This is a genomic window from Gemmatimonas groenlandica, from assembly GCF_013004105.1.
Taxonomy (GTDB): Bacteria; Gemmatimonadota; Gemmatimonadetes; order Gemmatimonadales; family Gemmatimonadaceae; genus Gemmatimonas; species Gemmatimonas groenlandica.
On sequence record NZ_CP053085.1, the window covers coordinates 887,846 to 908,745 of the forward strand.

At 64.9% G+C, this 20,900-nt stretch carries 18 protein-coding genes; 7 read left to right on the forward strand and 11 right to left on the reverse strand.

Translation table 11 applies throughout. The features are described 5' to 3' along the window. Positions 1–74: 74 nt before the first annotated feature. Positions 75–536 (reverse strand): cytochrome b562, encoded by a 462-nt coding sequence (locus HKW67_RS03685; protein WP_171224103.1) that lies wholly within the window; start codon positions 534–536, stop codon positions 75–77. Between the two features lie 246 nt (positions 537–782). Here HKW67_RS03685 and HKW67_RS03690 point away from each other — a divergent pair, with 246 nt between their 5' ends. The 4 genes from HKW67_RS03690 to HKW67_RS03705 all read left to right on the forward strand — a co-directional run bounded on the left by HKW67_RS03690 (position 783) and on the right by HKW67_RS03705 (position 5,386). Continuing rightward, positions 783–1,319, forward strand: coding sequence for a Rieske (2Fe-2S) protein (locus tag HKW67_RS03690; RefSeq protein ID WP_171224104.1), 537 nt, complete (start codon positions 783–785; stop codon positions 1,317–1,319). Beyond that, a complete protein-coding gene (locus tag HKW67_RS03695; protein WP_171224105.1) occupies positions 1,319–3,127 on the forward strand; it encodes a cytochrome b N-terminal domain-containing protein in 1,809 nt (602 codons plus the stop codon). The genes HKW67_RS03690 and HKW67_RS03695 overlap by 1 nt, the downstream gene beginning before the upstream one ends. A gap of 319 nt (positions 3,128–3,446) precedes the next feature. Further along, on the forward strand, positions 3,447–4,142 hold the full coding sequence (locus HKW67_RS03700; protein WP_171224106.1) for a hypothetical protein: 696 nt from the start codon (positions 3,447–3,449) through the stop codon (positions 4,140–4,142). Positions 4,143–4,267: 125 nt separating this feature from the next. Next, positions 4,268–5,386, forward strand: a complete 1,119-nt coding sequence (locus HKW67_RS03705; protein WP_171224107.1) for a metallophosphoesterase family protein — start codon at positions 4,268–4,270, stop codon at positions 5,384–5,386. 4 nt (positions 5,387–5,390) lie between these two features. Here HKW67_RS03705 and HKW67_RS03710 read toward each other — a convergent pair whose 3' ends face one another. After that, the gene (locus HKW67_RS03710; RefSeq protein ID WP_171224108.1) at positions 5,391–6,848 is read right to left on the reverse strand and encodes a DUF547 domain-containing protein; all 1,458 of its coding nucleotides are present in this window, start codon (positions 6,846–6,848) and stop codon (positions 5,391–5,393) included. After that, the gene (locus tag HKW67_RS03715) at positions 6,845–8,236 is read right to left on the reverse strand and encodes a sodium:solute symporter family transporter (RefSeq protein ID WP_171224109.1); all 1,392 of its coding nucleotides are present in this window, start codon (positions 8,234–8,236) and stop codon (positions 6,845–6,847) included. Before HKW67_RS03715 ends, HKW67_RS03710 begins: the two co-directional genes overlap by 4 nt. A gap of 103 nt (positions 8,237–8,339) precedes the next feature. Here HKW67_RS03715 and HKW67_RS03720 point away from each other — a divergent pair, with 103 nt between their 5' ends. Beyond that, positions 8,340–11,297 (forward strand): TonB-dependent receptor, encoded by a 2,958-nt coding sequence (locus HKW67_RS03720; protein ID WP_171224110.1) that lies wholly within the window; start codon positions 8,340–8,342, stop codon positions 11,295–11,297. Positions 11,298–11,330: 33 nt separating this feature from the next. Beyond that, the gene (locus HKW67_RS03725; protein WP_171224111.1) at positions 11,331–11,930 is read left to right on the forward strand and encodes a CDP-alcohol phosphatidyltransferase family protein; all 600 of its coding nucleotides are present in this window, start codon (positions 11,331–11,333) and stop codon (positions 11,928–11,930) included. A 36-nt stretch (positions 11,931–11,966) separates the two neighbouring features. Here the strand turns inward: HKW67_RS03725 and HKW67_RS03730 are convergent, their stop codons facing one another. The 3 genes from HKW67_RS03730 to HKW67_RS03740 all read right to left on the reverse strand — a co-directional run bounded on the left by HKW67_RS03730 (position 11,967) and on the right by HKW67_RS03740 (position 14,292). Beyond that, entirely contained in the window at positions 11,967–12,134 is a 168-nt protein-coding gene (locus tag HKW67_RS03730) for a hypothetical protein (protein WP_171224112.1), read from the reverse strand. Positions 12,135–12,397: 263 nt separating this feature from the next. Next, positions 12,398–13,921, reverse strand: a complete 1,524-nt coding sequence (locus HKW67_RS03735) for a M56 family metallopeptidase (RefSeq protein WP_171224113.1) — start codon at positions 13,919–13,921, stop codon at positions 12,398–12,400. Then, positions 13,918–14,292: a BlaI/MecI/CopY family transcriptional regulator gene (locus HKW67_RS03740; protein ID WP_171224114.1), complete on the reverse strand. Its 375-nt coding sequence runs from the start codon at positions 14,290–14,292 to the stop codon at positions 13,918–13,920. Before HKW67_RS03740 ends, HKW67_RS03735 begins: the two co-directional genes overlap by 4 nt. Before the next feature lie 242 nt (positions 14,293–14,534). Here HKW67_RS03740 and HKW67_RS03745 point away from each other — a divergent pair, with 242 nt between their 5' ends. After that, on the forward strand, positions 14,535–14,888 hold the full coding sequence (locus HKW67_RS03745) for a four helix bundle protein (protein ID WP_171224115.1): 354 nt from the start codon (positions 14,535–14,537) through the stop codon (positions 14,886–14,888). 96 nt (positions 14,889–14,984) lie between these two features. On the opposite strand, the gene HKW67_RS03750 is transcribed toward HKW67_RS03745, so the two are convergent. From HKW67_RS03750 to HKW67_RS03770, 5 genes are all read right to left on the reverse strand, one after another. After that, positions 14,985–15,899: a hydroxypyruvate isomerase family protein gene (locus HKW67_RS03750; RefSeq protein ID WP_171224116.1), complete on the reverse strand. Its 915-nt coding sequence runs from the start codon at positions 15,897–15,899 to the stop codon at positions 14,985–14,987. Next, on the reverse strand, positions 15,899–17,620 hold the full coding sequence (locus HKW67_RS03755) for a GMC oxidoreductase (protein WP_171224117.1): 1,722 nt from the start codon (positions 17,618–17,620) through the stop codon (positions 15,899–15,901). The genes HKW67_RS03750 and HKW67_RS03755 overlap by 1 nt, the downstream gene beginning before the upstream one ends. Beyond that, positions 17,613–18,188 (reverse strand): gluconate 2-dehydrogenase subunit 3 family protein, encoded by a 576-nt coding sequence (locus tag HKW67_RS03760; RefSeq protein ID WP_171224118.1) that lies wholly within the window; start codon positions 18,186–18,188, stop codon positions 17,613–17,615. The genes HKW67_RS03755 and HKW67_RS03760 overlap by 8 nt, the downstream gene beginning before the upstream one ends. A gap of 69 nt (positions 18,189–18,257) precedes the next feature. Continuing rightward, entirely contained in the window at positions 18,258–19,346 is a 1,089-nt protein-coding gene (locus tag HKW67_RS03765; protein WP_206044593.1) for a hypothetical protein, read from the reverse strand. Positions 19,347–19,415: 69 nt separating this feature from the next. Next, a complete protein-coding gene (locus HKW67_RS03770) occupies positions 19,416–20,876 on the reverse strand; it encodes a DUF4403 family protein (protein ID WP_171224119.1) in 1,461 nt (486 codons plus the stop codon). Between the last annotated feature and the right edge of the window lie 24 nt (positions 20,877–20,900).

Here is a 20,900-nt window from a genome sequence, read left to right on the forward strand (position 1 = left end):
AGCTGAGCGCAAAACGGCCCCGAATCACAGGATTCGGGACCGTTAGTGCGTCACATGACCGGCGGGTTAGCCGGTCAGTTCCCGCCCGGGGGCGCGCCGGCCTTCTTGATACGGTACTCCTTGTGGCCTTCGCGCTGCATGCCCTTCATCTCATCGTACGTGGCGACTGCTTCCGCGTTCTTGCCCGCCTTGATGGACACCTGGAGCTTCTGCACGGTCGCAATGAATTCCTTCATGCCGGCCTGATATCCCGCCTTGAACTTGGCCTGCTCGGCCGCCGGGATCTTGGACTGCTTCTCCGGCTCGAGCGTCAGCGCCGCCTTGGCGTTCGTCTCGATGATGGCCAGCTGCTCGAGGGTGTTCGCATTCTTCGAGGGGTCGTCGATCTGACGGCCAACCGCTTTGAACGCGGTGTTCATCGCGCTCATCTTCTTGCCGAGCGGCGTCTTTTCTTCGTCCTGCTGGGCGTGGGCCACGCTGGAAATGGCGAAGGCCAGAACGCAGGCGGCACCAAACTGCCGGAGTCGCAGATGCATGTGAGATGGATTACGAAGAGGAGTGAAAGTGCGCAACCGGGGACGCGCGGAGGCGCTTCGTTGGAAAGATTACGCGGAAGCGCGGCCCTTCGCTGACGTACCGTTCACGGCTCATGATGTTCCCGACTTGGGCCCTACGGCTGTCAGCGAAGGTCCGGTCCCGTGCGTACACTTAGCACATGGAGTCGGCTGTGCGGGGCGGCATGCGCGCCCCCGGCTGCTTCCACCCGCCTTTTAATCGCCGACATGTCCGAGTCTACGCCCGCGCCCGACCGGCGCAACTTCTTAGCCAAGGCCGCCGCGGTTGTCGTGGGCGGCCTCATTTCCGTCGTAGCGCCTGTCGCCGGGCTGTTCACCCTGCTCGATCCGCTCCGGCGAAAGACAGACACCCGTGGTCTCGTTCGCGTTGCGTCGCTCGCGTCGCTGGCGACTGACGGCCAGCCACGCAAATTCCCGGTGCTGGACACGCTGGTCGATGCGTGGAACAAGACCGAGAACGTGCCGGTGGGGTCGGTCTACCTGCAGCGCACCGGAGATGCCACGGTGCGCGTGCTCAACTCGGTGTGTCCGCATCTCGGATGCTCGGTGGGCTACAACGCCAGCACGCACGGCTACTTCTGCCCGTGCCACCGCAGCAGCTTCACGCTGGATGGAGCGATCGCCGATCCAAAGAGCCCAAGTCCACGCGGCATGGATGAACTGGAAGCGGTGGTTCGCGACGGAGAGGTCTGGGTGCGCTTTCAGAACTTCCGCAAAGGCTCCCCCGACAAGATCGCCGTCTGATGGCCGAGCAGCCGCGTAACGAACGTCCGTCCCTCGGTTCCTGGCTCGATTCGCGCACCGGATACAAAGGGCTGCTTCACGAAGCCCTGTTCGAGAACGTCCCCGGTGGTGCCCGTTGGCGCTATGTGTGGGGCAGCACGCTGTCGTTCTTCTTCGTGGTGCAGGTCATCACGGGCGTGTTCTTGTGGATGTCCTACAGCCCGAGCTCGCAGACGGCGTGGGAGAGTGTCTACTACATCCAGCATCAAATGCTGGGCGGCTGGTTCCTGCGGGGCTTGCATCACTTCGTCGCCCAGGCGATGACGGTATTGCTGGTGCTGCACCTCATGCAGGTCATCATCGACGGCGCGTACAAGGCGCCACGCGAGATGAACTACTGGTTCGGGGTGGTGCTGCTGATTCTGGTGCTGGCGCTGTCGCTCACGGGCTATCTGTTGCCGTGGGATCAGAACGGCTACTGGTCGACGGCCGTATCCACCAACATCGTGGGTATGAGTCCGGGCATCGGACAGTCGCTGCAAACGGTGGTGGTGGGCGGCGTGACTTACGGGCATCTCACGCTCACGCGCTTCTTCGCGCTGCACGCCGGGGTGATTCCGGGGCTCATCATCGTGCTGATCGTGGGACACGTGTACTTGTTCCGGAAGCACGGCCTCACCCCCAAGCAGCCGCTGAAGGGCCCCGATCAGGGCTTCTGGCCGGAGCAGGTGCTGCGCGACGCAGTGGCCTGTCTGGCCGTGCTCGCTGTCGTGCTCTTCTTCGTCGTGCGAGAGCAGGGCGCTCCGCTCGGCGCGCCAGCGGATCCCGCCGAACAGTTCTCGGCCGCGCGTCCCGAGTGGTACTTCCTGTTCCTGTACCAGTTCCTCAAGTACTTCCCGGGCAGCACGGAAATCATCGGCGCCATCGTACTCCCCACGCTTGGTCTCGTGGTGCTGATGGCGATGCCGTTTCTCGGACGCTGGAAGCTGGGACATCGCTTCAATGTCGGGTTCATGTTCGCGATGCTGGCCGGTGCAGCGCTGCTCTCGTGGCAGTCGATCAGCGCCGACCGCAACGATCCCGAGTACCAGGTGGCCAAGGCCGTATCCCAGCGCGACGCGGCGCGCGCAGTGGAAATGGCGAACGCCGGCGTACCGATCACCGGCGCGCTCACGCTGATGCGCAACGACCCCTACACGCAGGGCCCGCGCATCTTCTCACGCAACTGCGCATCGTGCCATCGCTACGACGGGCACGATGGTATGGGCAACGCGCTGCCGAAGGATTCGATCTCGGCGTCCGATTTAAAGGGCTATGGCTCCCGCGAGTGGCTGCAGGGCTTCCTCAACGCCGACACCATTCTCACGACGCGGTACTGGGGCGGCACTGCGCACACCGAAGGCGACATGGTCGGCTGGCTGGGCGATCACATCCCGGAGACGGACGAGCAGATCGCGACGCGCCGCAACGTGGTGCTGGCGCTGTCCGCGCAGGCGGCGCTGCCGTCGCAGGCGGCGATGGACCGGAAGGACAGCGCGCAGATCGCGATGGGCATCGCGTTCATGCGGAACACCAAGAACGGCTGCGCCGAGTGCCACAAGTTCCAGGATGTCGGCACAGATAGCCCGGAGCTCGATGGGTGGGGTTCGCGCGAGTGGATGGTGGCATTCGTGAACGACCCGTCGCACCCGCGCTTCTTCGGCCGTGACAACGATCGCATGCCTTCGTACGGCACCGAGAAGAGCCTCAGTCAGCGTGAGATCGAGATGGTGGTGGATTGGATCCGTCAGGAGTGGTACACGCCGAAAACGGCGGCCACGCGGAAGTGATCGGAGGATGCGGCGGGTCAGACTGAGGCTGGGAACGGTTTCAGGTAGCTAATGGGCTGGGCTTTTCCCGTCGCACGCGTAGTTTGGCGAGAGGGCTTTTCTTCTCCTCTAGCCGACCTTCATGGCCAGCTACATCTACCTTCCGGTTCCCACTCCCGGCTTGCAGGCTATCGCGAGTAAGCTGCAAGTGCGGATCAATGCACTGGCCCCAGGCACGTGCGCGGCCCCTCGACGGAACATCGTCAGCCGTGGCCGTTGGAAGGGAATTTTTCGCAGCTTGGGGTGTTCCGGGTGCCTCACGGGGATCGGGTCCACGGACGTGCTGTATATCTGCATCCACGGGACCGGCAATCTTGCGATGGAAGCGGTGAGCGGCGAACGCAATCGGGAGCGCGAGCTGTACGATGATCCGCCGGCGGATCAGCAACAGCTCGTGAAGCGTGTGCCGAACCACTTGCGCCCGCTCGGCGCCGATCCGCTCGCCAACATGGCGCCGGCGTCGGACAGCAAGGACTACACCGCCGCGCAGCTCGCCGCCGTGATCGAGAAGGAAGGACTGTCCAAGGCACATCAGCAGATCGAGCTTTTCGCCTGTGGCGCAGGGATGAATGACAACGCGGAGCAGCGCGCGTTCGAGCAGCAACGGGTGGCGGACCAGGTTCGGGAGAAGTTTCGCCATGACGTCGCCGCCGCCGCCGGTTTGAGGCAGGACGCAATGCTACGGCTTGTCGGTGAGCGGCTCGACGAGGTCGCCGCGATCGTTCGCGCGCGTCATGATCGCATGGATGAAGCGGCGGCGTTGAAGCGCTCGTTTGGCGAACGATTCTTCGATGCGCTTCGCGGCCGGGGCTACGTCGGCGTGACCGTGAACGCGTACCGCGGAGACGTGAAAGCGGGGCTCGTGGCGGACGTGCCCGGCCTCGCGGCTGCCCCGTTCGCCGTGGTGAGCCGCGACACGACCAACAATCCGAACGCGCCGGGGATGCGCGTCACGTATCCGCTCCCGCTAGTCTAGGCGTCGGCGGCGTTCTTTCGACTCCTCCGACGATCCACCTCTCTCTCGCTCTCTCAGGTTCCCACGTGCCAATGCTACGCGGACTTCTCTACCGGGGTGCGGCGGCCGGCGCCATATCCCTATCCATGGCGGCGTCAGCTTTGTCGGCGCAGGTCACGCAAGCGGCGGGTGCCGCGGACACGGTGATGGCTATCCAGAAGCCGAGAAGTCCGCTTCCGGCCGAGGCGGCGAGTGCAAACGTGACCCGATTCTCGTTCATCGCGTACGGCGATACGCGAGGGCGGCGCGACGGCGTGAATGAGCAGTACGAACACGGGCTGGTGGTCGAGTCGATGCTGCGAACCATCAAGAGCATGGAGTCCGGTCCCGAGCCCGTTCGCTTCGTGCTGCAGAGCGGTGACGCGGTCGTGAACGGCCGCGATCCGAAGCAATGGAACGTCAGCTTCATCGGTCTGATCAATCGACTCACCACGGCCGGTGGCGTGCCCTACTACCTGGCGCCCGGCAATCACGACGTGACATCGGCGGCCGAGCTGAGCGCGCCGGGCCGGCTGGTTGGGCTGCAGAACTATCTGCGGGCCATGGGTCAGCTCATTCCACCCGACGGCGCGACACGACGCCTCACCGGGTATCCGACCTACGCCTTCGGCTACGGCAATACGTTCGTGATCGCCTTCGACTCCAACATTGCCGAGGATTCGACACAGCTGGCGTGGGTGCGCGCTCAGCTCGAAGGACTGAATCGCAAGCGCTATACGCACGTGGTCGCATTCTTTCACCACCCGGCCTACTCATCCGGACCGCATGGTGGGTCGACGATCGAGCGTCCGACGATGGCGGTGCGCGCGAACTACATGCCGCTGTTTCGCAAGCACAATGTGCAATTGCTGTTCACCGGACACGAGCACTTTTTCGAGCACTTCGTCGAGCGGTATCGTGACGTCGCCGGAGTGCCGCGTCGCATCGATCAAATCGTGAGCGGCGGTGGTGGCGCCCCGCTATACACGTATCAGGGTGAACCAGACCTCAACGCGTATATGCGATCCTCCGGTGTGGATTCCGCGCGCGTGACGCACCTGGTGCGGCCGGGTAGCAAGGCGGGGGACAATCCCTATCACTTCACCGTCGTGCACGTGGACGGTGAGCGCATGTGGTTGGAGGTTGTCGGCGTGGACTGGGGCGCCGGGTACGCGCCGTATCAAGGCAACCGGAGCGTGCTGGGAGACACGCTGGGGCGGCGGTGAACGCTCAACGCCGCAGATTGATGCGCCAATCGTAGTCCGTATCCACCCACGTGAACTTTCCGCCGCGCACCAGATCCTGTTCCGGACCCGCGGGGAGATACTTCGCCCAGAAGGCGCCGACCCCCTGCAGCGTTCCGCCAAAATCCTCGCGGTACCACGTGAAGATCGGCGACCCGTAAACGGTGCTGCTCTTCAGGTCCACGTGGTTCTTGGCGGTCTGCGCGAGAAACCGGCGCGCTTGATCGTCGAGCTGCGCGTCGAGACGCGCCGCGTCGTACGCTTCGCTGCGCAGTGGCGGACAGCCCATGGCCGCGCACACCAGCGCCACGTGAATGCGCGGATCCTTGAACTGCTTGCGGATGATCTCGTGCTCCACGTCGTCGAGTGTGAGCGTGCGTCGGTCGGCCTTCACGATCGGCTCGGCCCACGGGCTCTTGAGCGTGACGCCCAATACCTTGTTGATGTCGCGGATCGAGGTGCGCTCCTTCCGGCTGTTTAGCAACTGAATCGTGTACGCGTTGTAGACGTTGATCCAGTACGCGAGTTGTTCGTCTCGCGGGAGACTTGCCACCGGTACCCGACTAAGCTGCGCGAGGTAGGCCGTGAACCGCGCGTCGCGTTGAAAGGCGTTGTAGTCCACCAGGCCATTCGTGACGTAATCGGCAAGCATGGCGTTCCACGCGCGATGATCGACGACGGATGCCGGCGCGCTGACTGGCTGCGCCGATAGCACGCGCGGCACGGTGGCGGCGGCGAGTGACAGCAACAACACGCTGATCCAACCGGCGCGCTTCGCCAGCGCCGGCGCATACGACAACGCGAGCAGCAACACGCCGGCGATGGCGACGCGAATGAAGGCCGTCTGACGCGCGCCGTCGGTGCCGGCGAGGAGTGAATCGGCGAAATAGGTATACACGCTCGTTCCGGGAAGAATGCCGATGGCCGTCGCGGCGACGTAGTGCGTGAGGCGCACGCCGGCGAGGCCAGCGCCGAAGTTGAGGGCGTTGAACGGGACGACGGGAATCAGTCGCAAGCGCAGCATCGTCAGAAACGCCCCGTCGCCGAGAATGCGATCGAGCGTACCGGCGCGAGCGCCAAGAAGTCGCCGCAGCGCATCGCCGCCCAAAGCGCGGGCCAGCAGGAAGGCGCCGGTGGCACCGAGCGTCGCTCCAAGCCAGGTGAGTGCGATTCCAGCCGCCACGCCGAAGATGGCGCCGCCGGCGAGGGTGAGCGGTAAGGCGGGAAGTCCGATGGTGGTGACCACGACGTAGGCCGCGACGAAGATCGCGGCAGCGAAGGGCACAGCACGGGCATCGCGAATCGTCGTGCCGATCCGCTCCGGACTGATGTAGGAATCGAAGCCAAGCACGCGCGCCAGAGACCACAACGCAACGAGGATGACACCGAAGATCGCCAGCCGAATCCATGCCCCGGCTCGCGGGGCGGCTCGCACATCACTCATGGCTCTGCACCGGTGGACGTCAACAGCGACGTAATGATACCCGTCGCAAAAATCAGGGGGATGCCGTACATGGCCCACGGCCAGGTGTAGCCGCCCGCTTCACCGACCACGAGATAACAGCCCACGCCCCACACGACGCCGACGATCATGCTGGCCCACGCGCCAGCGGTCGTGGCCCGCTTCCAATGAAAGCCAGCGAGGAGCGCAAACGACAGCGCGGCCACCGGAATGTTGGCCAGGATGAGTCGATCGAGAATCTGGTCGACGAGAAAGGTCGCGCCGAGCCAGCTGCTGATGGCGAAGCCAATCAGCAGTACCCGCTGCGACGACACCGTGGCGAGCTGTGGGCCGCCGAAGTCGGCGGCGATCATGGTAGCCATGGCACTCCATACACCGGCCAGCGTGGTGAGCGCCGCGCCAAACAGCACCGCGTACGCGAAGCCGCGCAGCCCCGCCGGCAACCACACGAGCACCATCGTCGGCACGGCGAGTTGGGCGTCGGCCAGTAGCGGTTGCGAGGCGCGCAGATGCGCCGCCGCCAGTACCACGGCCCCGTACAGCAGGAACACCAGGACGGCGCTAATGCCGACCGCGCGAAATGCCACCGACGTACTGCGTGCCGCGAAGATTTTCTGCCCGTACCACGGCGCCGCGATGTAGGTGAAGCAGGTGATGACCGTCAGCGTGGAGACGAACCGCATCGGTAGCGCTTCACTGTTCCATTGCGCGCCTGGGTTCAGTGACAATTGGCTCGCGGGAAACACGGACGCGAGGCCGCCCGTGAGGGCGCTCTGCTTCATACCCAGCACCAGCAACAAGGGCAGCAGGACGATCGTGGCCACGAACGCCACGACATCCGCCCGGACAATCGAAACGAGTCCGCCCGGGAGCACCGCCAGCAATACGACCAAAGAAAGCAACGCCGACAACGCCGGAATGGGCAACCACGTTGGAGCGAGTGGCGTAAAAAGCAGTGTGAGCGACTTGACGTAGGTGGCGGTGAAACCAGTCATCGCAAGCAACAGCAGCAGCGACGCGGTGCGTCCGACGCCCTTCGAGTAGCGCACGGAGAACAGCTCGGCGACCGAAAGGCGGTCGAACCGCTTCCACGCTCGCGCCACCGTGACGGTATAGAACAGCAGTCCGACGAGAAACACCGCGGGCAGGGCCAGCGCCATCGGGCCGGCCCCGTAGCCAGCCGCTGCGAAGGCGAGCAGGGTACTGGTGTTGAACTCGGTCATCACCAGGGTGGCGACCAGCGGAAAAAGTGCCAGATCCCGGGAGGCCACGGTGAAGGACGCAGCCGACGCGGACCGGCGCCATCCGGCGCCGGCCAGCAGGAGGAGCAAGGCCACAAACGTGGCGATATCGATCGGACTGACGGCCATTCGCGTTGGTCGGAGAGCAGGAAACAGGAACGCAGGAGGAGGAATCTGACTTAGTACGCCAGTCGTATCAGGTCAGACCTGAACGCCACCTAAGGGAGTTGTGATGAACGGATTGTCAGTGGTCGCCCGGATGCGACCGTGGTTGGTGCCCGTGCTGTACTTCGCCGCAGTCATGATCGCCCCCCGCACGGCGTGGGGACAGGCGTCCACCGCGACGATTGAGGGGACGGTGCGCAGCCAGCCGGGTGCGCCGGTCGCCGGTGCGGAGGCGACAGGGCAGGGCGTACGCGCCGTCACCGACGCCGAGGGCCGGTTCCGCCTCGTGGTGGTCGGTGGATCACCGGTTGAACTGACGGTGATCGCCCGCGGCTACTCGCCGACGCGCGTCTCGGTAGGACCACTTGTCGCCGGCAGCGTGAAGTCGGTATCGGTGGTGCTCTCGTCGCTCGCGACACTGGATGCCGTGTCGGTGGTGGCTCCGCGGGTGCGGCCCCTCTTGAATACGGCCAATGCCGTCACTGGGGGGTCGATTGAGGCGCGCGAACTGACGTCACTGCCCACCGACGCGCGCGACCCCATCGCGCTGCTCTACAACATTCCCGGCATCACGCAGGCGACGGGTTTCTTCGGCGATGCGCCGCGCCTGTCCTTCAACGGCGGCAACTCGCTCTACTCGCAGAACCTGCTCGATGGCCTCGACAACAACGAAGGCTTCCTCGGCGGTCCGCGGGTGGAGGTGCCACTCGGCGCCATCGCGCGCATCGACGCGCTGGTCAACACGTACTCGACGCAGATCGGACGCAGCCCCGACGGCATCGTGGACATCGCATCGGCAGCCGGTCGTGCGACGCTGGCCGGTGATCTGTTCCTGTATCAGCGGCCGGGCCGTCCGCTCGATGCTCGCGTACCGGTCACGTTCGGTGCCGAGCCGAACGCGCTGGCCCGCAAGCAGGAGGGCTTTCAGCGCGTCCAGGCTGGCGGATCGTTGCGCGGTGCGATCAACCCGACGAGAACGTTCTTCGCCACCGCCGCCGAGTATACGCGCGAGCAGGAAGATCGCATCGGGTCTACCGCGCAGGCCCAATTCCTCGGTACGGAAACACGGCAGACGTGGAAGGGATACGGCCGGCTCGATCACGGCTGGTCGCCGACACAAACGACCACCCTGCGTCTCGCGGCGAGCGCGGTTGATCGTGCTGGTGACGGTAGCGGCGTACTCACGCCGGAAGCGGATATCACCACGCGACGCATCGGCTCGTTGTCGGCGCTCATTCACCGCAGCGCGCTGCGCGACGGCCGTGCGTCGAACACCGCGAGCGTGCAATTCGGCACCTTTCGGTGGTATTTCCCGCCGGCACGCAGCGACTTCTCGCGACCGCAGGTCACCGTGCTCGCGCCCGATCTCTCGACGCAGGCGATTGTCGGATCCAGCAACTTTGTATTCGACGAAACGGAGCGGCAGTGGCAGCTACGCGACGTTTTTGAAACGGAGCTCGGCGAACGTCACACGCTGCGCCTTGGTGGCGATGTCATAGCGGGGGCGTTTCGCCTCGCCGCCGCCAGCACAAATCCCAACGGTTCGTACGTAGTGTTCAATGACGGCAACATTTCGCCGAAGGCGGGGCGTCCGCTCTCGATCTCCGATATTCCGGCCAATGCGCGCGTGCAGTCGTACACGATCGACGCGCGCCCACAGCAGGTGAATCTGTCGCAGGCGCTCTACAGTGCATTCGTGGAAGACACGTGGCGCCCCACGCCTTCACTCACGGTGGTTGGCGGCCTTCGCTGGGACTACGACGACCTCACGTCGCGCGGCGAGAGTGATCCGGATCTCGACAACGTGCAGCCGCGTGTGTCGTTCAACTGGTCGCGGACTGGGTCCGATGTCATTCGCGGCGGCGTCGGCCGCTACGCCGGGAAGCTGCCGTACGCGATCTATTCCGATGCGATACAGCTCGGTGAGACCGGCAACGCCGTGCTGACGTTCAGTGGCGCGAGTGCGCCTGCGTTCGGCGCCGGCCCTCTGCCCGCGAATATTCCCAACGCGAACGTGCAGTCGGTGCCGCGCGAAATCTTCCGCACCTTCGCCCTCGGTCTCGAACAGCCGATGAGCTGGCAGACTACGTTGGGCTACCAGCGTCAGTTCGGCCGCGCGTGGGCCGTGAGTGCGGATTTGGTGTGGAGCGAGACGCAGAACCTGCCGTGGACGGCTGATCTTAATCCGTTGGCGCGTCGACTCACCGCTGCCGATTCCGTACCGCGCACCTGCGCGAGTGCGTTCTCGTGCCCCGGTGATGCGTCGCGGCCGGACAACCCGGCGACGTCGGGCTATCGCCGCGTGTCCACTGCGCAAAGTGGTGGATCGGCACGCTACGTAGCCGTGTACGTCGCCGCACGTCGCGCCCTCACCGAGCACTGGCAACTCGACGCCAACTGGGTCTGGTCACGCGCGCAGAACAGCACCGAGGACATCAACTTCTCCGCCACGCAGGGCAACTGTTTCGACACGGATCGCGTCGATGCCGTCACTGGCGCCGCGTGCACCAGTGATGAGTGGGCTGATGCCAACAACGACCGCCGTCATCGTGTGACCGTGCGAACAGTGTACGAGTCGCCGCGTGGCTTCACGCTGAGCATGATCGGCGACGCGCAAACGGGAGTGCCGCTGAACCGCCTGGCTGGCGCGGTGAGTGGCAACGGCGTCGCGCGCTACGACCTCTTGGGCTCGGGGCCGATTCGCGGAAACGGCTTCATCGGCAACGCCGATCGCTTCTTCGGCGTGGCGCGCAACGCCGAACGGTTGCCGGGCTTTGTGACGATCGGCGCCAGCGCCGCATATCGTCCGCGCCTCAAGGCCATTCGCGGCGTCGAGCTCCGAGCCGACGTGTTCAATCTGCTCAACACGCTCGCCTGGGGCGGGTATGCGAACGGCATCGGCGGCGGTGGGAGCCGCACCCAGTTCGGACGGCCGGGCGATCCGGTGTACCTGTTCTCCGCCGCGCCGCCGCGTCAGTTCCAGTTCTCGGCACGCTACCTCTTTGGCGAACGAGGCGCGCTCTGACCTACGCGCCTCGTAGCGGGTAAGCTTCATCGCATGATCGACGAACCGTTTCGGCAATGGCTGGCGCGTCGCTGGAGTGCGCCGGCGGTCGCCCTGCATCGGGCGGGCATCTCGGCCAATCAGGTCACCATTGTCGCGGCGGTGCTTGGTCTCACAGCGGCGGCGCTGGTCGCGGTGCAGTTGCCGCTGATCGGCATCGCGCTCTGGCTCGTGAGCCGACTACTGGACGGCTTCGACGGTATGCTCGCGCGGCTTGCGGCCAGCACCTCGCTGTATGGGGGCTATCTCGACATTACACTCGACATGCTCGCGTATTCCGCGATGGCCACGGCCTTCGCCATCGCCATGCCGGCCGATGTCGTACTGTGGATGGTGGTGCTCGTTGGATACGTACTGGCCATTACCAGCACGCTGGCGCTTTCATCGCTCGCCGAACGCGCAGACCGGACGCTCGGTGGAAATCGATCGATTCAGTTCACGCGCGCACTGGCCGAGGGCGGCGAGACCACCGCGGTGTACGTGGTGATCGCGCTCGCCCCATCGGTCAGTCGATACGTCCTGGTGGTCTGGATTGTCCTGCTCACCATCACTGTCATTCAGCGGACGGCGCTTGCCCGCCGGTTGCTGTCCTAGCCCGCCGAATGCAAACGGTGCCGGCTGGCGGCACCCTTACGGCGCACCGTCGGCCTGCTCGCGGAAATCGTTGGCTTCATGGCCGACCGTACGGCCGGTGTTCGACGAGCCGGGGCGCGTGAACGGCGTGCCGGTTGCATCCTGTGAGGGCTGATGCGGGGCGTTTGAGCGGGACTGCGGCTGACGATCGAATCGCATGAACATCGGGTGCTCCTGATACGACGAAGGCCCCTCCGTGGGAGGGGCCTTGGCAGTGTGACCAGGTCGCCCATCCCGTGAGAACTCGGGAGGGGCGGCGGTTGCGTCACATGGCGGCGACGACGAGGCCTTTCTCCCGCGTGCGTACGACTAGTACCGACGTAACGAGAATCGTTACGTCGGCGGGAATAAGGCAAATAAGTCGCGAAACTGCCGTGCGGGACGCGGTCATGTTTTTCAGTATCGGCTCGTCGTGCGAAAACCGCAAGCTATTTCTTCTTGGTCGTCACCTTGATGACACCATTGACCCCGGCGTCGCCATAGATCGCCTTTGCGGCATCTCCCTTCATCACCTCGATCGACTCGATGGCGTCGGGGTTGAGCGTGCTCAGTATCGACGACTCGACCCGCTGTCCGTCGAGCACGAGGATCCCGGTGAATTGACGTCGCGGCGACCCGGCGAGGTTGATCACGGCCGGCGCCGCGCCTTTGGTCTTGAACCCGGTAACACGCACCGTGCTGTCCGAAGCATCGGCGGCACTCACGCGCATGCCCTGCAATCCCTCCGTTGTGGTGATGGCAATCTTTTGCTGCTGTCCGCCCTGCACGTTTACGGTGGCGATGCTGTCGGCCGACAGCGCATTCGCTTCGGCTCGACTGACAGTCCGCCCGTTGACGGTGTACACGGCGGTCGCCGTATTGATCTTCGTCACTTGGGCGACTCGCGACTCGACGCCCTTCACGTCCATCGCCTGCATTTCGGCCGCCGTAGGCAGCTGTGATTCACACGCGGCCAGCAGTGCGACGGTGGCCAACAAACCGCTGCCGAGTCGACGGGAGCGAATGAACTGCGACGGTCGTGAGGTCATGGTGATCAGTCTCCGTTCGAGGTGTGATGCGTGGTAGGAAAAGGCGGGGCTGGTGAGCGCCAGCGGGGTGCGGGCGATGCTGCCGTGCATGAACTGCGGGACGTGCGAAGAGAGTTCGATCAGCAGTTGGCCGTACTGTCGCGGTGAGGCGCCGGTGCCGATCACGCGGCGATCGCAATCGAGCTCGATGGCGAGCCGAAGGCGCGCAAGGACGAACCAGGCGATGGGATTCCACGGCATCAGGGCAATGGCACCACAGGAGGCCAGCAGGAGCAGTGGATCACCGGCGGCGATGTGAGACTGTTCGTGCGCGATCACCAGCCGTTGCTCGAGGTCGGACCGATCGAGCAGCCAAACGGGGACCGCGATACGCGGGGAGCGCACACCGATCACGGCGGGCCCGAGCGCCTCGGTCACGCTCACGATCACGCCGTCGATCTCATGACGTGCGGCGCGCTGGAGTTCGTCGCGATGACGACGATAGCTCACGCCGAACGCGCAGAGCACGAGCGCGGAGGAGAGCGGCCAGGCAAGCGTGATGGCCTGCTGTGCGGCGACCGGTGCGCGATCGATGGCGCCGCCGACGGCGGTCGTGGTCCAGGACACCGGTGCTGAGAGCGCGCGACTCACGCGACCAGTCACTGCGGCGACGGCGGCGCGCACGTCCATAGGTCGCGAGGCCCTCGCGCCGGTGGTCGCCGTACCGGCGACGTCGAGCGTGATGGTGGCGAGCGTCGACTGCGGCGCGGGCCGGAGTGGCGCGACGAGCACCAGCACCAGCGACGAGAACAGCGCGCCTGCCCAGATCACGCGCGCCGGCAACGCGCGACCGGCCAGCCGCTGCAACACCAGCGCGGCGGCGGCGAGGAGGGCACTGACCACGATCGCCTGTGTCATCCAGCCGATGATCAGCGAGGGCGTCATGCGTCGTCCCCGAGTCGCTCATCAAGCAGGGCCCGCATGCGCTCGAGCTCTTCGCGGCCAAGCTGCTTATCCGACACGAGCTGGGTGAACATGCGCTCGGCCGACCCTTGAAAGATCGCGTCCTTGATGCGGGTCAGTGCACTGCGCCCGGCCCGTTCGGCGGCGACCGCCGGGAAGTAGCGGTAGGCCCGACCCTCGGGCTCGTGACGCACGTAGCCCTTATCCTCGAGGGTCTGGAGGGCCGAGAGGACGGAGGTATAGGCGAGGTCCTCCTCCATGGCGTCGCGGACATCAGCCACGGTCGCGGAGCCGAGTCGCCAGAGGACACTCATGACGGCGAGCTCGCGCGGTGGGAAATGGACGTCGGTCATGTCGATGGCGGCTGCGGGGAAGTCAGTACTGGTTGTGCAGTAGTATGGGGAGAGGGTGGGAAATTGTCAACTGGTTTATCCGTAGGTGGAGGCGGGCTCGGTGCGTAACGGGCTGTGGGCTGTTGGCTTGGGGTGGTGGGTAATGCGTTTTGGGTAGTGGGTGCCAGCGGGTGGCGCCGCCAAGACCACGCGTGCGTCGCTTGGATGACGCGGGTTCTGAAATCGCGCCTACACTCGACCGCATGCAAGACTTTCAGAATCTGCGCGTGTGGCACGAGGCGCACGCCTTTGCCGTCGCGGTCGATCTCGCGGCGAAACAGTCTGCACGAGGGCGTGCGGAGCTGATCAACCAGCTTCGTCGTGCCGCCGACTCCATCCCCGCGAATATCGCGGAAGGGTCGGGGCAACTCACCGACCCGCAGTTCGTCCGCTTCCTCGCGATTGCGCTTGGCTCGGCGACCGAGTCCGCGAATCACCTCATGCTCGCGCGTGATACCCACGCGCTCCCGATTCCCGTCGCCGAAGAACTCCTCTCTCGAATCGGACGAGTGAGGCGCATGCTCATCAACCTGCTGAAGCGCCTCAATGCGGTGTAATCGTCTCCCGGTGTCACGCCGCTGTCACCCACTACCCACCACACACCACCCACCACCCCAAGCCAACAGCCCAAAGCCCGTAAAGCCGACAGCCCCCTAAACCGTGCACACCTCCACTGCCTCCCTCAACGACTTCATCCCCTCCCTCTTCGGCAAAAACTCATGCGCGAATACCCCGCGGTATCCCGATCCCGCAATGAACTCCGCGATGCCGCGATAGTTGAGTTCCTGCCCTCCATCGATCTCGTTTCGACCCGGCACCCCTGCCGTGTGGAAATGTCCGATCCACGGGAGGTTCGCCTTGATCGTGGCGATCACGTCTCCTTCCATCACCTGCATGTGGTAGATGTCGTAGAGCAGGCGAAAGCTCGGTGAGTTCACGCCCTTCGCCACTTCGACGGCCCACGCCGTGTGATCGGCGTGATAGTCCCTGTGATCGACCTTGCTGTTCAACATCTCCATACACAGCACGACGCCGTGCCGCTCAGCGACGGGCATCAACCGCTTGAGACCGGTGATGCAGTTCGCGATGCCTTCGCCGTCCGACATTCCGCCGCGGTTGCCGCTGAACACCACGATCTTCTGAACGCCTGCCGCGGCGGCTTTCGGGATCATGGCCTCACCGTCGGCCAGCAGCTTGTCGTGCTGATTCAGCCGGTTGAAGCCCACCGGAATCGCGCCAAAGCTGTTGCCCATCGTGCACTGCAAGCCGTACTGCTTCGGCACTTCCCACTCGGTATCGCCGAGGAGATCGACACCCATCAGCCCCATGCCTTTTGCCGAGGCGCACAGATCGTTGATGGGTGTTCGTGCGAAGCACCAGCGCGCCACGGACTGATTGAGGCGTCCGGCCCGAACGCTATCGGCGTCGATGCGCCCCGCGGCGATGTCGGTCGTTGCGGCGCCGAGCGGCGATGCGGAGACGGAGACGGCCGCGGCGCCAAGGGCGAGGAGCGCCCCACGGCGGGACACGCTGAGCGAGTCGCTGGCCGGTTCGGAAGGCTTCGACATCACAGGTTTCTCCGCTTCAGTTCACCGACGGCGTGCGCCACGGCACGCGCGGTCAGCGCCATGTACGTGATCGATGGATTTTGACACGCGCTGCTCGACATCGCGGCGCCATCGGTGATGAACAAGTTGGGCACATCCCACGCCTGATTCCAGCCATTCAGCACGCCGTCCTTCGCCGTCGTCGACATGCGTGCGCCGCCCATCTCGTGAATGCAGTGGCCGGGTGGATGCATCGTGCGATTGGGACGCACGTTGATCGCGCCCGCCGCTTCGAGAATCTCGACCGCGCTGGCCGACACGTCCTTGTTCATGGCGATTTCGTTGTCACGCCAGCGCACGTCAATGCGGGCGGCGGGAATGCCCCACTTGTCCTTCGTAGTCCCATCGAGCGTGATGCGGTTGTCGGCGTGCGGCAGCGTTTCGCCCCAACCGCCGATGTTGATGCCCCATGGTCCGAGATCATCGATCAGCGACTGCTTGAATGCCGCGCCGTAGCCGGCCATGCCGCTGCCGCGTCCCCAACCGGAGCGACTCGATCCGCCCTGCATGCCATAGCCGCGCAGGAAATCCGGGCTCTTCGTGCTCACGTTGCGGAAGCGCGCCACGTATATGCCGTTCGGTCGACGGCCGATGGTGCGCTTGTCGAGAAAGCCGGGCATCGTGCCGCCGGCACCGGAGCCGTAGTGATGATCCATCACGTAACGTCCGAGCGTGCCGCTGGAGTTGGCCAGACCGTCGGGCCAGCGCGTGCTGGTGGAGTTCAGCAACAGTCGCACCGATTCGATGGTCGAGGCACAGAGGAACACCACCTTTGCCTCGTACACGGTCTCCTGCTTCGTGGCGGCATTAATGACGCGTACGCCACGTGCGCGGCCGCGCTTGGCGTCGTACAGCACTTCGGCCACGACGCTGTGCGGGCGCAGCGTGAGACGCCCCGTCTTCTGGGCGGCGGGCAGCGTGCTGCCGATGCTGTTGAAATACGAGTGCGTCACGCAGCCGCGCTCGCACGGTCCACAGTAGTGACACGCAGCGCGTCCGTTGTGATTCTGCGTAAGAATCGCCGCGCGACCGATGGTCATGACGCGCTCGCCGTTGAACGCCTTCATGATGCGTTCGCGCGCGACCTGTTCCACCACCGTCATCTGCATCGGCGGCAGGAACTCGCCATCAGGCAGATGGGCCAATCCTTCCTTCGCGCCCGTCACGCCAATGAAGCGCTCTACGTGAGAATACCAGGGCGCGATGTCCTTGTAGCGAATCGGCCAGTCGGTGCCGTGACCGTCCTTCGCATTCGCCTCGAAGTCGAGATCGCTCCAGCGATAGACCTGACGGCCCCACATGATCGAGCGTCCGCCAACCTGACGTCCACGGAACCACTTGAACGGCGCGTCGTCGGGCGAGACATACGGATTGTCGTGGTCGTTCACGAAGAACTTGCGTCCGGTTTCGTCGCACGCGTAGCACTGCCGTTGCACCGGCTGCTCCTTCTCCAGGGCGTTGCGATCGCCCCAGCCGCGGTACTTCATCTCGTATGGCTGAATGTGCTCCACGAAGTCCTTGCCGCCGAAATCCACCGGGCCCCCGGCTTCCAGCACGAGGGTGGCCAAGCCGCGCTCCGTGAGTTCCTTGGCCGCCCATCCGCCGCTGATGCCGGAGCCGACGACGATGGCGTCAAACACGCGACGCTGTGGTTGCGCGTCGATCAAGAGCTCCTCACTCATCGCGTCCTCCATTGCGGGCGGGCATGTCCGCGGCACCGTCGAAGCGACCCGGCATGATTTCGGTCTTCAGCACATCACGCTGCACACGCTCGCTCGTGAAGTAGCCGTGAATCACCAGCCCCTTCACGCGCGAATAGCCGCGTGCGGCGGGCGCGTTGCGATCGTACGGCGTGTCGAGCGCGTTCATCACGAGGGTGAGCGTGTCGCCGGAGATCGCGGCGAATGGCTGACCAGCAATCGCGCGGGCCTGCGCATCGATGGCATCGAGCCCCGTCGTCAAGGCGCGACGGTCGGTGTCGGTGTAGTAGTCCATCGCAATGACGTCGATCCACGCCAATACGCCCACATCGGTCGCACTTGGCGTATCGGTGCGGGGAATGATCGCGTCGGCGAGGGCGGCGAGCGTGGTACGCTGCGAGGCGGTGAGCAGCGCTGGCTGAGCGGCAGAGGGCAAGGCCGTTGGTGCAGCATCGGCGAGCGCCTTCGTCCAGGCGGCGCGGGCCTCGCGGGGCATCAGCGTGAGGGCGGCCGCTGCGGCGGCGGCCTTCAGGAGTTCGCGACGTTGCATGCGGAGTGACGAGGACAGTCGGGGAGGCGATCGACCTCCCCGACTGCGATGCGGCGGCCGCGGGAGGTGCTACTGCACTTGGATGTACAGCGGCACAGGCCACAGGCGCAAGATCGCTTCGCGCGTCGTGGGCGGTTTGTCGTTCTTCGCCTTCGTAAACTGTTTCCAGCCGGTGAACTGAACCGGCTCGCGCTTGATGTCGCGATAATAGGTGTCGCGCTTCAGCCACGGCGCACCGAATCCGTCCATGTGCATCACGACCTGCACCTTGGGGTCGAGCTTGATATTCCGCGCGTTGGTCACGCCCTTCGGTGTGAAGCGATGCACCACGAGGATCTTGGGCGGCAACTTGTACTTGTCCACGAGGTTCGCGAGAAAGCGAATGGCGTAGTTCACGTCTGCGGCGTCGTAGGTGCCGATGCGACGACCCGGCACCGCGCCACTCGCCTTCATCGAGAACTCAGGATCGATGCCAAGGTGCACGTCGGGGCGCATCAGGAACTTCTCGATCCACGGCAGTTCCTGCTGCAGCGTGCTCTGACCGACCTGCAGGTCGACAAAGAGCAGCGCGTTTTTCGACTTCGCCCAGCCATAGACCTTCTCGATCAGCGCGCTGTCCATGCGCGTGCGATACTTGCCGCTGGGGCCCGGGTCGGGATTGGCCACCATGGCAATGAGGTGCAACGCGGGCTGCACCGGATGCGCCGGATCGAGGCGCGTCCATTCGGCCGCATCCGCCTCGAGCTTGGCGAGCATCTCGTTGGTTTCGAACTCGCCGAGAATGCCCATGCGCTTGGACAGCGGGTTGCCGTAGTACGCGAGCACGCGCTTGGCGGGAAGGATGGATCCCGGAAGCGGGGCAGGCGTCTTCACGGGCCATAGGGAGTCGGCGTCACTGCCGTTGCCCTTGAAGGCGAGGTGACGATCGCCGGACTGCGGACCGAGCGCGCCCTGTGCTTTGGGTTTCGGCTTGGTCGACGACGTTGCGGAAGGCTTTGCGGCGGGCTTTGCCGTCGTTTGCGCCGTCGCTGCGACCGGCGCGAGCGAAGTGCCAACGGCGACGACTGCGCTCAGAACGAGCGAGAACGATTGACGGGAGAACATGAATATGGCGCGAGTCGGCACGGAGGCGTGATGATTGGGCACAGGCGGCGCCATGACGGGCCGCGAGCGCAGTGTAACGGCGATTTCGCAACGAACCAAGGGTGCAGTCGTGGCGTGCGACACTCAGCGCGCCGCGCCGATCTTCTTCTTGACCTTGATGGGACGGTCGACTGCGAGCGCCAGTGTACCGGCGGCTTCTGCCCGCACGACGAGCCAGCGGGGATGAACCAGGACGTCCAGCAGTTTGCCAGTTCGCACCGTTCCCGACAGCTCGACTCCGCTGGTGAGATCCCGGTTCAACGCGCCTTCCACCTTGGTCCGCGTTTCCTCGAGAATGGTGTCGAGGGGGAAGCGGGCCTGCTTGCGCAACTGAGCGACCATGTCGCCCTTGCGGAGCCACGCGAGGCCCTGCACGAGCGCATTGCTGGTGGAGACGTCGAAATCCAGATCGGGAACGATCAGGGCACGTGTGGCCTGATCGAGTTGCGGGGTGCCGACCAGATACGCCGTGCCGTCGATGTCACCGCTCACGCGCACCGCGAGCACGACCCGGCCGTCGTCGAGCGGGGAGACGGCGATCGAGTCGAGGCGGACCGAGCGGCCGAACCGTCGAAACTTCCGGCCGATCAACTCACGCGACAGCGTCGACGACGCCACGTCGTAGGGGAGCAAGCCCTCGATGCGAATGCGGGCGCTGTCGCCGACCTCTTTGAGTGCAGGCGAGAGCGGCGGCAACGGCGACTTGGGGTCGATCGGCTGCGGGCCGGCCACCAGGCGCGGATGGGCGTAGAGGCGAATCGTCGCCACCAGCGCGCTGTCCTGCAGCGAGAACTCGCCCAGTCGGAGCTGCTCCGGCGACAGTTCGAGCCAGAGGCTGTCGCGCACACGAATGGGACGTTGCAGCATGCCGTACCACTTCTCGACGCGCTTACGCACGTCGAATGCAGCGATCTTGCGGTCGAGGGCAGGCAGCTTCGACGCCAGCAGCGGTCGGACGGCGCGAATCACTTGATCGGTGACATCGATCTTGAGGAACGTGACCAAGCAGGCGTCACGCACATCGCTCGACGCCGCACGTAGCGATGCCACGCGCGAATGCGACTCCAACACCCACGCCGGATTGAGCCCGATGTCGGTGGACAGCACGACATTGAGCCGCGGTGGCGCGTCATCCGTTCCACACGACGCGCTGAGCGTCGGACCGATCACCGGCTTGTACCATCCGCGGCCAGTGTAGGAGACGGTGGTCGTCAACGTGAGCTTCTGGCCGTCGAACTTGACCGCGAATGGCGTGCGCTTGGCGGCGAAGGCTACCGCCTGCCGCTTGTTGCTCGGAATCTGCACGCGCTTCTCGAGATCGCCGAAGCGTGTCGGCACCGCTTGCTCGAGTGCCACGAGTGCGGGCTCGAGTGCGTAGCTGATCGGCGCATCGACAATCGACACCGGCATCGACGGCAATTCAGGAATGTTGCGCATCCCCGGTCGAGAGGTCGGGGCCGAGGGCGTCAGTGATTCGCTGCGGCACGCGCTGAGAAAGCCGGTCGCGAGCAGAGCCACCTTCCACAGGAGATCAGTTTGCTTCATGTACGAAAGATACAGACATATTTC